This is a genomic window from Paenibacillus sp. EB106-06-01-XG199 (assembly GCF_058791575.1).
Genome location: NZ_JBYTDQ010000019.1, coordinates 45,325 through 57,339, shown reverse-complemented (window position 1 = coordinate 57,339; position 12,015 = coordinate 45,325). Strand labels below are relative to the sequence as shown.

General features: G+C 50.0%; 10 protein-coding genes. 9 read left to right on the top strand and 1 reads right to left on the bottom strand.

Features of this window, described 5'->3' with window-relative positions; translation table 11 throughout:
• Positions 1-480 precede the first annotated feature (480 nt).
• The 8 genes from AC3WT9_RS33345 to pssA all read left to right on the top strand — a co-directional run bounded on the left by AC3WT9_RS33345 (position 481) and on the right by pssA (position 10,096).
• Entirely contained in the window at positions 481-1,653 is a 1,173-nt protein-coding gene (locus AC3WT9_RS33345; RefSeq protein WP_341379941.1) for a GNAT family N-acetyltransferase, read from the top strand.
• Between the two features lie 346 nt (positions 1,654-1,999).
• Positions 2,000-2,461, top strand: coding sequence for a CtsR family transcriptional regulator (locus AC3WT9_RS33340; RefSeq protein ID WP_038597151.1), 462 nt, complete (start codon positions 2,000-2,002; stop codon positions 2,459-2,461).
• 26 nt (positions 2,462-2,487) lie between these two features.
• A complete protein-coding gene (mcsA, locus tag AC3WT9_RS33335; RefSeq protein WP_076112967.1) occupies positions 2,488-3,012 on the top strand; it encodes a protein-arginine kinase activator protein McsA in 525 nt (174 codons plus the stop codon).
• 28 nt (positions 3,013-3,040) lie between these two features.
• Positions 3,041-4,105: a protein-arginine kinase McsB gene (gene mcsB / locus AC3WT9_RS33330; protein ID WP_038597147.1), complete on the top strand. Its 1,065-nt coding sequence runs from the start codon at positions 3,041-3,043 to the stop codon at positions 4,103-4,105.
• A gap of 36 nt (positions 4,106-4,141) precedes the next feature.
• Positions 4,142-6,610, top strand: a complete 2,469-nt coding sequence (gene clpC, locus AC3WT9_RS33325; RefSeq protein ID WP_038597145.1) for an ATP-dependent protease ATP-binding subunit ClpC — start codon at positions 4,142-4,144, stop codon at positions 6,608-6,610.
• Positions 6,611-6,837: 227 nt separating this feature from the next.
• Positions 6,838-8,205 carry a DNA repair protein RadA gene (radA, locus tag AC3WT9_RS33320; protein WP_038597143.1) on the top strand — a complete coding sequence of 456 codons (1,368 nt, stop codon included), beginning with the start codon at positions 6,838-6,840 and terminating at the stop codon, positions 8,203-8,205.
• A 13-nt stretch (positions 8,206-8,218) separates the two neighbouring features.
• The gene (disA, locus tag AC3WT9_RS33315) at positions 8,219-9,295 is read left to right on the top strand and encodes a DNA integrity scanning diadenylate cyclase DisA (protein ID WP_341096634.1); all 1,077 of its coding nucleotides are present in this window, start codon (positions 8,219-8,221) and stop codon (positions 9,293-9,295) included.
• A 63-nt stretch (positions 9,296-9,358) separates the two neighbouring features.
• Complete coding sequence (gene pssA, locus AC3WT9_RS33310; RefSeq protein ID WP_038597137.1) at positions 9,359-10,096, top strand: CDP-diacylglycerol--serine O-phosphatidyltransferase; 738 nt, start codon at positions 9,359-9,361, stop codon at positions 10,094-10,096.
• Positions 10,097-10,233: 137 nt separating this feature from the next.
• Here pssA and AC3WT9_RS33305 read toward each other — a convergent pair whose 3' ends face one another.
• Positions 10,234-10,629, bottom strand: coding sequence for a nucleoside triphosphate pyrophosphohydrolase family protein (locus AC3WT9_RS33305; RefSeq protein WP_038597135.1), 396 nt, complete (start codon positions 10,627-10,629; stop codon positions 10,234-10,236).
• A 212-nt stretch (positions 10,630-10,841) separates the two neighbouring features.
• On the opposite strand from AC3WT9_RS33305, the gene AC3WT9_RS33300 reads away from it, so the two are divergent.
• The gene (locus tag AC3WT9_RS33300) at positions 10,842-11,930 is read left to right on the top strand and encodes a PIN/TRAM domain-containing protein (protein WP_341096633.1); all 1,089 of its coding nucleotides are present in this window, start codon (positions 10,842-10,844) and stop codon (positions 11,928-11,930) included.
• Positions 11,931-12,015 lie beyond the last annotated feature (85 nt).

Sequence of the window (12,015 nt, the reverse complement as noted above, 5' to 3'; positions counted from 1 at the left end):
CCTCCAGCGCCGATGGTACTTGGACCGAAGGGTCCTGGGAGAGTAGGACGCCGCCAAGCACACAAAGCCATTGTTGATTCATTGACAGTGGCTTTTTTGTGTTTGTGCAGGGCTGTGGAAATGCTGTGGATAATTTTCAGGAAGTGCAGAAAACTTACACACATGTGGATACAATATTAGAAAGGCAACTACCTCTGAAAGATGTGGATGAAAGACATATTCTCGGAGATTCGTCAAGAGAAAATCCAAGTAATACACGGGTTTTGTGGATAATATGTGGAATTTGTGGATAGAGACTGTGGAATCGTGGATAACTATTTTTTGCCGGAAAGATATTCTTTCCGGTTCTTTGTGCTGCTGTGTATAAGTTGTGGATAACCATTGGATTCTATATAATCTTTCTTGGCGGATTCGCGTACCGTTTCTGGGCTTGATATACTCTTAATAAGCACTATTCTATTTGATAATGAGGTGAAGGTATTGGAGATCAGGCAATTGCAGCTGGAGGATTTTGAGGCAAGCCTTGGCTTGTCCGAGTACGCTTTTCAATTCAAACTTAACGGTGACGACAGAGTGAAATCCAAACAAAAGTTCAAGCCGGAAGGAGTCTGGGGCATTTTTGAGGAAGGGGAGCTAAGTGCGAAGCTGACACTGCTGCCTTTTCAGGTGTATGTGCAAGGCAAAGCGGTCTCCATGGGTGGGATTGCCGGAGTGGCGACATGGCCGGAGAACCGCAGACAGGGACTTGTGGCCAAGCTTTTGTCCCACACGCTGCAAACAATGAACGAGTCAGGTCATACATTATCCTTCCTGCATCCCTTCTTGATTCCTTTTTACCGCAGGTTTGGGTGGGAGATCTACTGTGAATATAAGAAGTACACGATACCGGTGGGCAAGTTTCCGCGGAAGGCCGAAATGGAGGGGCATGTAGAGCGCGATAAAGCGAACATTGAAGTATTGGAACAGTTATACGGGCGCTTTGCTTCCGGGTATAACGGTGCGCTGCTTCGTGATCGTGAATGGTGGGAGAACAGCGTAGTGGATGAGGATACACATCATTGTGTGTTTTATTCTGCAGCGGGTGAACCGGGAGGTTATGTGCTTTATAAAATAGAGAACAAAGAACTGGTTATTGATGAATTCATTTTTATGGACGAAGAAGCCCGCCGGGGATTGTGGACTTTTCTCGCTAACCATGATTCGATGGTCACCGCTGCGAAATTAAAGCTGGTGCCAGCCGATGATATGCTGCCGTTTTTGCTTCCGGATCCCCGTATTCCGCAGGAGAATTATCCTTATTTTATGGCGCGTATTGTTAATGCCAAAGCCTTTGTGGAAGGACTCACCTTTAAGGAACAGAGTGAGCTGCAAAAGCACACGTTGTATATTGAGGATGAGCATGCCCCTTGGAACGAAGGGCTGTGGGAGTGGAAGGTCGATCAGCAAGGCGAGGCATCTTTAATACAAGTAGAGGGTAACGGAGAGCAGGCAGATTTGCGCTGCGGTATTGGAACATTGACGGTGCTGCTGCTTGGATACAAACGTCCGGGAGAATTGCACCGCTGTGGGCAGTTAACCGGCAGTCTAGAAGCGGTGGAGTGGCTGAAAGGGATTATGCCGCAGGCACGGACCGCATTGTTTGATTTCTTTTGATCGTAAGCAGCTCTTCCGCGCTGAATGAAGCAGGGAGAGCTTTTTATTTTTCATATTAAAAAATGCATGTTGATCTAAGGGTTATTCCGAATACAATGGCGGCAATAAGTAAAAAATAAGACTAACCACTTGGAATTCAGTGAGAATATGTTATAATATGAAAAAAGTCAAAGAAAGTCAAAGTCAACGCATCCCAAAATCAGTCTCTCCTAAGTTGTAAAGCCTGAAAGGCAGGACATTGTGTCCGATTCGCCATCAGGTGCTTCGGTTAAGTTCTTAAGAGATCACCGACGGACGGATGTACAGCAAGAATTACCCTAACGCTTTGAACACTGGAGGATGAGTGATGCGTAATATCTCCGATATTATCGAACAATATCTGAAGAATATTTTGCATGAAAGTCCCGAAGGTACGGTGGAAATTCAGCGTAATGATCTGGCGGACCAGTTTTCCTGTGTACCGTCGCAGATCAATTATGTCATCAGTACGCGCTTTACTTTGGAGAAGGGCTATGTGGTCGAGAGCAAACGTGGAGGCGGAGGTTACATCCGGATTCAGCGCTTTGAGCTTCCTCAGAATGTGGCGCTTTACGCACATCTCAAATCCACGATAGGCAATGATATTGACCAGAATTCCGCCGAAGGGCTGATCTACCAGCTTGAGGAGGCCCTGTTCTTAACCAAGCGTGAAGCGTGTCTCATGCGCGCCGCTGTTTCCCGGGATTGTCTGACGATTAATCTGCCCTACCGGGATGAGATTCGTGCCAAGATTATGAAAGCCATGCTGATTTCTTTGCTTGGTAAATAATACGAATGGTAAGGGGGACACCGCTTATGCTTTGCCAGGAATGCGGCGTCAAACCGGCTACCCTTCATTTCACCAAAATTGTGAGTGGAGAGAAGACGGAATTTCATATTTGTGAAAGCTGTGCGCGGGAGAAGGGGGAGTTAATTCCCGGAACCGCGGGCGGGTTCTCCATTCACAGCCTGCTCTCCGGTTTACTGGATCTGGAAGGTTCCGGCAAGGAGAAATCCGCGGCAACCCAAAATGCACAGGGACTGAAATGCGAGAATTGCGGCATGACGTATTCCCAGTTCAGCAAACTTGGACGGTTCGGCTGCAGCTCCTGCTATAAATATTTTGACAGCACGCTGGATCCGCTGTTCCGAAGAGTGCATGGCAGTACCGCTCATGTAGGCAAGCTGCCAAAACGTGCGGGGGCACAAATTATGTGCAAACGGCAAATTGATGAACTGAAGTTGGAATTGCAGCAAAGCATTATGCAAGAGGAGTTCGAAACTGCAGCCGAGCTGCGGGATCAGATCCGCCGACTTGAAAAAGAAATGGCACAAGAGTAAAGTCTTTCATATATAGGGGGGATGCGGCATGTCAAGTCTCCGGTTTACCGAACAAGCGCTTAGTGACTGGATGCGCTGCGGTGGCAGCCATTCTGAGATTGTAATCAGCAGCCGTATGCGTATCGCCCGCAATCTGGAGCACCTGCCTTTTCCTTTGCTGGCATCTGCCGAGCAGGCGGAAGAGGCGCTGGAGCAGCTGGCACCCGTGTTTCAGGGAGAAGCTGCAGCGGACTTTGGTACCTTTCAACTGCTGAAGCTGGATGAGCTGGATGAGCTGGATAAAAAAGTGCTGGTGGAGAAACATCTGATCAGTCCAAATCTAGCCAATGATTCACGGGGTGGAGCGGTCATTCTGAACGAGGATGAGTCGGTCAGCATCATGATCAATGAGGAAGACCACCTCCGGATTCAATGTCTGTTTCCCGGCCTGCAGGTTAAAGAGGCTTGGGTAAGGGCTACGGCCATCGACGATATTTTTGAGGCTTCTGTCAATTATGCCTTTGATGATAGAAGAGGGTACTTAACGAGTTGTCCCACCAATGTAGGAACCGGGCTAAGAGCCTCGGTGATGCTGCATTTGCCGGCACTGGTTATGACCCATCAGATCAACCGGATTCTATCCGCTGTAAATCAGGTGGGACTGACCGTAAGAGGAATTTATGGTGAGGGCAGCGAAGCAGTAGGGAACATCTTTCAGATATCCAACCAGATTACGCTGGGACAGACCGAAAGTGAAATCATTGAGAATCTTCACAGTGTGGTCACCCAGATTATAGAGCATGAACGGAATGCCCGTGAACGCCTGCTGGTTGATTCCGCACTGCGGATTACCGACCGGATTAAACGTTCTTACGGCATTTTGTCCTATGCGGCAGTAATGGAGCTTAAAGAGTCGGCCCAGCGGTTATCCGATTTGCGGCTTGGAGTCGATTTGGGGATACTGGAAGGGCCTTCGATTTCAGTGCTGAATGAGCTGAATGTCAAGACACAGCCCGGATTTTTGCAAAAGCTGTTCGGCGATGAGCTCACGGCTACTGAACGTGATATGTACCGGGCAAAGCTGCTCCGGGAAACACTGGGATCACAACATTAATTATAGATATTTATTATTCGTGGAGGTGCAGGAGATATGATGTTTGGAAGATTTACGGAACGCGCACAAAAAGTGCTGGCGCTGGCGCAAGAAGAAGCTGTTCGTTTGGGACACAACAACATTGGGACAGAACATATTTTGCTCGGACTGATTCGTGAAGGAGACGGCATAGCCGCGAAAGCTCTAATCGGACTTGGTCTGGGTCTTGAGAAAATTCAGGATGAAGTGGAAACACTGATCGGCAGAGGACAGGAGCAGCCAACAAACATCGCGTATACTCCTCGTGCCAAAAAAGTTATTGAGCTGTCGATGGACGAAGCCCGCAAGCTGGGACACACTTACGTCGGCACTGAGCATATCCTGCTCGGACTTATCCGTGAAGGCGAGGGTGTAGCTGCCCGTGTACTTAACAACCTGGGGATCAGCCTTAACAAGGCCCGCCAGCAAGTGCTGCAGCTGCTCGGCAGCAGCGAAGCTACTTCCAGCCACAGCGGTGCGCCTGCCAATGTCAGCACACCAACGCTGGATGGCCTGGCCCGTGACCTTACCGCCTATGCCAAGGATGGCAACCTGGATCCGGTTATTGGCCGCAGTAAGGAAATTGAACGTGTCATTCAGGTGCTGAGCCGCCGGACGAAGAACAATCCGGTGCTGATCGGTGAGCCTGGGGTTGGTAAAACAGCCATTGCCGAAGGTCTGGCCCAAAAGATCATCAATAATGAAATTCCGGAAACGCTGCGCGACAAACGCGTAATGACTCTGGATATGGGTTCTGTAGTAGCCGGAACCAAATACCGCGGTGAGTTTGAAGACCGCCTTAAGAAGATTATGGATGAGATTCGCCAGGCAGGAAACATCGTGCTCTTCATTGACGAGCTGCACACCCTGATCGGTGCAGGCGGTGCGGAAGGTGCCATTGACGCCTCCAACATCCTGAAGCCGGCTCTGGCCCGTGGAGAGCTGCAATGCATCGGTGCCACTACGCTGGATGAATACCGCAAATATATTGAGAAAGATGCAGCCTTGGAACGCCGCTTCCAGCCTATTACGGTGGATCAGCCTTCTCCTGAGGAAGCTGTACAGATTCTTTACGGACTACGTGACCGTTATGAAGCCCATCACCGTGTGAAGATCACGGATGAAGCCATCGTAGAGGCTGTAAAACTGTCCGACCGTTACATTCCTGACCGGTTCCTTCCGGACAAAGCAATTGACCTGATTGATGAAGCCGGTTCTAAGGTAAGATTGAATTCTTACACGATTCCGCCGAATCTGAAGGAACTGGAAATGCGTCTGGATGATATCCGCAAGGAGAAGGATTCAGCCGTACAGAGCCAGGAATTCGAGAAGGCTGCAGCACTGCGGGATACGGAGCAAAAGATCCGCGAGGAACTGGACACGACCAAGAACCAGTGGAAAGAGAAGCAAGGCCGCACCGACTCGCAGGTTACACCGGAGGATATCGCTCAAGTGGTAGCCAGTTGGACCGGCATACCGGTCAGCAAGCTGAAGGAAGAGGAAACCGACCGTCTGCTTAATATGGAGTCTATCCTGCATGAACGGGTAATCGGCCAGGACGAAGCCGTCAAGGCAGTCAGCCGGGCCCTCCGCCGGGCACGTGCAGGACTTAAGGATCCTAAACGCCCTATGGGTTCTTTCATCTTCCTGGGTCCAACCGGGGTTGGTAAAACCGAGCTGGCACGGGCGCTTGCTGAAGCAATGTTCGGTGATGAGAATGCGGTGGTCCGGATTGATATGTCGGAGTATATGGAGAAACACTCCACTTCCCGTTTGGTAGGAGCGCCTCCAGGTTATGTGGGTTATGAAGAAGGCGGACAATTGACCGAGAAGGTACGCCGTAAACCATATTCCGTAGTACTGCTGGACGAAATTGAGAAGGCTCATCCAGAAGTATTCAACATCCTGCTGCAGGTGCTGGAAGACGGCCGTCTGACCGATTCCAAAGGCCGCGTGGTCGATTTCCGCAACACTCTGATCATTCTTACCTCCAATGTAGGAGCGCAGGCGATCAAGAAGAATTCGACACTGGGCTTCACAGCGGTGCAGGATGCGGGAGCAGACTACACCAATATGAAGGGCAAGGTTATGGATGAGCTGAAGAAGAGCTTCCGTCCCGAGTTCCTGAACCGGATCGATGAGATCATTGTCTTCCACTCTCTGGAAGAAAAGCATATCGCAGAAATTGTTACGCTGATGTCCGATGAGCTGCGCAAGCGGCTGCGTGAGTACGATGTGGACTTTGAGCTGACAGAGGGAGGCAAAGCCTTCCTGGCCAAAGAGGGCTATGATCCAGCCTTCGGCGCACGTCCGCTTCGCCGGGCGATCCAGAAGCATATTGAGGACCGGCTGTCTGAAGAACTGCTGAAGGGCAACATCAAAAAAGGTGATTCCCTCAAGATTGATGAGGTGAACGGTGAGCTTGTCGTAACTACCGTTGAGCCGCCAGCAGCTTCCCTGGAAAAAGAAGTAGAAACTGAGAAATAATATCCATCTGTGAAACATAGCTCCCGTTCCTCCGTATAGAGGGGCGGGGGCTTTTTGTTGCTGTTCAGACCCTTTTGGTGATAATTCATCCGAATTTCAGGAAAGTTAATGAGATACTCCTCAAAAGTAGCTCTGAACTGACCTTCCGTTCAAGGTGCAGAAATGGTAAACTTTGAATAAGAGAAAATTATCCGCAATTTAAGCAGTTCAGACGGTAAGGAGTACACATGGCTAAACCAAAAACTAAATTTTTCTGCACCGAATGCGGCTACGAATCGCCGAAGTGGTTCGGCAAATGCCCGGGCTGCCAGGCATGGAACTCCATGGTTGAGGAGACCGAAAGCGTAGTCAAAACACAAGGAATGAATGCACCTATTTTTCAGAGTAAAGAAAAGGCGCAATCGATCATAAATATAGAAAGTGACAAAGAGCCCCGTATATTGACAGGCATCGGTGAGCTTAACCGGGTTCTCGGCGGAGGTATTGTGCCGGGTTCGCTGGTGCTGGTCGGAGGCGACCCCGGCATCGGGAAGTCAACCCTGCTGCTGCAGACCTCGCATGCATTGACTACTCAAGGTTTACGCGTATTGTACATCTCGGGAGAAGAATCTGTTCGGCAGACCAAACTCCGTGCCGATCGCCTCGGGGCGTTGTCGGCAGAGCTGTATGTACTGTGCGAGACGAATATGGAAAGCATCGAGGAAGCCATTGAACAGATCAAACCTCAGTTCCTCGTCATTGACTCCATCCAGACGGTATTCATGCCGGAAGTAACCAGTGCACCTGGCAGCGTGACACAGGTTCGGGAATGTACGACAAGATTTATGCGTATCGCCAAAATTCGCGGGATCGCAACCGTACTTGTTGGTCATGTCACCAAGGAAGGCGCGATTGCCGGGCCCCGAATGCTGGAGCATATGGTGGATTGCGTGCTCTATTTTGAAGGAGAGCGGCATCATACGTACCGGTTGCTGCGGGCAGTCAAAAACCGCTTCGGTTCAACCAACGAGATCGGTATCTTTGAGATGGGGGAGATCGGGCTTACAGAAGTGGAGAATCCCTCCGAGCTGTTCTTGTCCGAACGTCCGCTAGGTGTAGCGGGTTCAGCAGTAGTGGCGAGTATGGAAGGAACCAGACCGGTGCTTGTTGAGCTTCAGGCACTTGTCGCTGCAACTCATTTCCCTTCCCCCCGCCGGATGTGCACAGGTATGGACCACCAGCGGATGGCGCTTATTATTGCAGTGCTGGAGAAGCGGATGGGGATGTTCCTGCAAAACCAGGATGCTTATCTGAACGTTGCCGGTGGGGTAAAGCTGGATGAACCGGCAGTAGATTTGGCTGTAGCTATCAGCATTGCTTCCAGCTTCCGCGATATATCAACCAAGCCTTATGATGTCTTCTTTGGTGAAGTCGGTCTCACCGGTGAGGTCAGGGGGGTCTCACGCGCGGAAATGCGGGTGAAGGAAGCGTCTAAACTTGGCTTCCGGAGAGTGATTATGCCAGAGAAGAGCATGAAAGGCTGGAAACATCCGCAGGATATCCAGATTATTGGCGTCAGTACCGTAGCAGATGCACTATCGGTCGCGTTAGATTAGGGGGCATAGGAAGATGAAAGAATATAATCAATTAGATAATATGAATGATCTGCTGAGGATGGCGGCACCCGGAACTCCCTTCCGGGAAGGTCTGGAGAATGTGCTGCGTGCAAAGACAGGAGCTTTGATTGTTGTCGGATACAGCCCTGAGGTGATGGAAGTTGTCGATGGGGGCTTCTCCATTAACTGCGATTTTTCACCCAATTATTTATATGAATTAGCCAAAATGGACGGAGCCATTATTCTGAGCGAGGATTTGAAGCGGATACTGTACGCAAATACGCAGCTTATTCCCGATTCCTCCATCTCATCCATTGAGACAGGGATCCGCCACCGCACTGCAGAGCGTGTCGCCAAGCAGACGGGCAAGCTGGTGGTATCCATTTCCCAGCGGCGCAACATCATTACCCTATATCAAGGTTCCATCCGTTATGCGCTTAAGGAGATTGGGGCAATTCTGGCCAAGGCCAACCAGGCTATACAAACCCTTGAGAAGTACAAAGCAGTACTTACCCAGGGTTTAACGAACCTTTCCGCTTCTGAATATGAAGGCATCGTTACCGTGGTTGAAGTTGTCGGGGTGATCCAGCGGGTGGAGATGGTACTGCGCATTAAAATGGAAATCAAGCGCTATATCAACGAACTCGGCAACGAAGGGCGCTTGATCAGCATGCAGATGGAAGAACTGGTTGGAAATACAGAGGAAGAAGCATGGCTTCTGTACAGAGACTATGCAAGAGAGGAACAGGAGGACAAAATCCGCGAAATTATTGCCGGACTCAAACGTTCCAGCGACGATGAGCTGATGGATGACAATCATATTGCCCGTCTGCTTGGTTATTCCTCTACAGCGATTGCCTCCGAGGAAGTCGTTACTCCGCGCGGGTACCGGCTGCTTAATAAGATTCCACGCCTGCCGAATGTGATCATCCACAATCTGGTGGAGCGCTTCGAAATGCTGCCGAATCTGATGACCGCGAGCATCGCGGAACTCGATGAGGTCGATGGAATCGGAGAGGTTCGGGCACGAAATATCCAAGACGGACTTAAACGTCTGCAGAAACAAGTTCTTATTGACAGGCAAATGTAAATAACATACAATCACGTAATATTGAAGAAGTTAGGCTCAAAGTAATAAAATAGAGGTGAAGAAATGATACAAAAATCAATTCCGAGTCTTTTTACCATTGGTAACCTGATGCTTGGAATGTTTGGTATCATGATGGCGTTTGACGGCAAGCTTAGCATGGCCGCTATCATGGTGATTATCGCTATGCTGCTTGACGGACTAGATGGCCGTGTAGCGCGGGCGCTGGGCTGCGAGAGTGAATTTGGCAAAGAGCTGGATTCCCTATCCGATGTCGTATCCTTTGGTGTGGCACCTGCGCTAATTATGTATCTTACAAGCCTGCAGGATTTGAGTTCTGCGCTCGGCTGGACTGTAACAGCAATATTCCCGGTATTCGGGGCGCTGCGGTTGGCCCGTTTTAATGTCCGCCCGGGAATCCCCGGATATTTTGTCGGTTTGCCTATTCCTGCTGCAGGTGGCGTGCTCGCCACACTGGCTCTTTTTCATAAAGATGTTTCTGCTCCATTCATGATTGTTGCCACTTTGCTCTTATCTTATCTGATGGTCAGCACAGTCAAATACCCTAACTTCAAGAAGATCGGACTGCCCAAAAAAGCGGTCGTTGGTGCGCCGTTAGTGATTATTGTGGCGGTAGCAGTAGCAGTTGTGTTCCCGGAGCAGATTGCCAAGATGATCTTTGGACTGCTCGCGCTGTATGCTTTGTACGGATTTAAGCATAATATTGACCGGCTCACGGCACGTCGCCGTCACCGCCGCAGAAGACGTTCGGAAGACAAGATCTATCACTCCAAGAACGGGTAGTATGCAAGTTATTCCTCTGTATGATAGTTCCTTTATATATACCGAAAAAGGCTTTGCCCTCCCTGACCTCAGTGGACGGCAAAGCCTTTTTCGGTTGAACGAATGAAGAAAGCATACAAGAGCGTCTGCAGCCATGATTAGGATAGGTTGAACAAACCGAGCGTAGCGCATTTCTGCGATTCCTTCACTACAACCTCGTCCATATTAATGTCAAGCAGATTGCACAGTGCAGACATATAGAACAATTCCCGCCCCAGCTCGGAGGCGACAACTTCACGGCAGTTCTCACACAGCTGGCCCTCAAGATGAGTTCCTGCGAGTTCCTTAGCTTGTTCAAGTCCCAAAGCGGGCTCGAACACCTGTTTGGTGGCATGCAGCTGAATACAGCCGCATTCGGTAATGGCCTTGACAACGGCACGGTTGACGGATGCGCTGCTCTGCCCGTTCTTGGACATTACATCCAGAAGACTACGGTGACGGAGCAGCAGTTCGGAGACTTGATCCTGAAAGGCCTGTAAACTTGGTGCGCTCATTTTTCATTCACCCCTGGGTTCGTAATTGAGTTCATTATATGCCAGGGCCCCCCTGTTTTCAACGGGAATAGGAGTTCCTGGGAATCTTTACAGGAGCGGTAAGGTAAAAGTATGAGAAAAAATAAGCAACCCCCGATTACCGTCCTGAAAATTGGAACATACTGGTGAAGTATAGATCATTTTAGGATGAATAAAAGGAGGTGCTTAAGGTTATGTGGAAAAAAGTGATGTTGACGCTAGCCGGGTTATGCGGAGCCTGGTCCGGTTTTTCGCTATACCATACGGCAGAAAAAGGGTTCCCGGAGGGAATGGGAAAGCTGGGGGAAAACCTGCCTGTGGAAGGAAGCATTTTATTTACGGTGCTGGGTGCCATTATTTTTTTGTTTGCGGGGACTTTATGCGCGGAGTGGGCAGGTTCAAAGCTGCATGAGGCGGTGTTGTACTGCTCGCGAATTCCGATGAATGAATTGGCCGCAGGTGCCGCAGGACTTACTGGAGGGCTGCTGTTGTCCCTGCTGCTCCATCCGGCCATGGACTGGCTGGGGAAGGCAGGTGAGCTGGTGCAGGTGGCTGCCACGCTAGCTCTGGGTTATATGGGGCTGCGGATCGGTCTGGAGAAGAAAGAGGAGTTGGCCTCGCTTTGGACAACCGGGCGCTGGGGACAATCGGCTGAACCGGAGGGCCGCGGACTGGAGGAGCATAAAATTCTCGATACCAGCGTCATTATTGACGGGCGGATTGCCGATATCTGCAAAACGGGATTTATCGAGGGGACGATTGTCATCCCTGAGTTTGTTCTGGAAGAGCTTCAGCACATCGCCGATTCTTCCGATCTGCTGAAACGCAACCGTGGCCGGCGCGGTCTAGATATACTCAATAAGATCCAGAAAGAACTGGATGTGAAGGTGCTTATCTACGAAGGCGATTTCGAAGAGATCTCCGAGGTGGACAGCAAGCTGGTCAAGCTCGCCAAAGTGCTGCGCGGCAAGGTGGTAACCAATGATTTCAATCTCAATAAGGTCTGTGAGCTGCAGGGGGTTTCCGTACTTAATATCAACGATCTGGCAAATGCGGTAAAACCGGTTGTTCTGCCGGGAGAGGAGATTATCGTACAGGTCATTAAAGACGGCAAGGAGCATGGACAAGGGGTAGCCTATCTCGATGATGGAACAATGATTGTCGTTGAAGGCGGACGCGAGTACATCGGCACGACGATGGAGGTTTTGGTTACAAGTGTGCTGCAGACCTCAGCCGGCAGAATGATTTTTGCCAAACCGAAGCTGCTGGAAAAAGCGCAATAAGCAAGAAGCCATACCGCAAAATGTCTTTTGGGTTGGAAATGACCGCCAAACACGTTATGATGGGGATATACGTGAAAGACAGGAG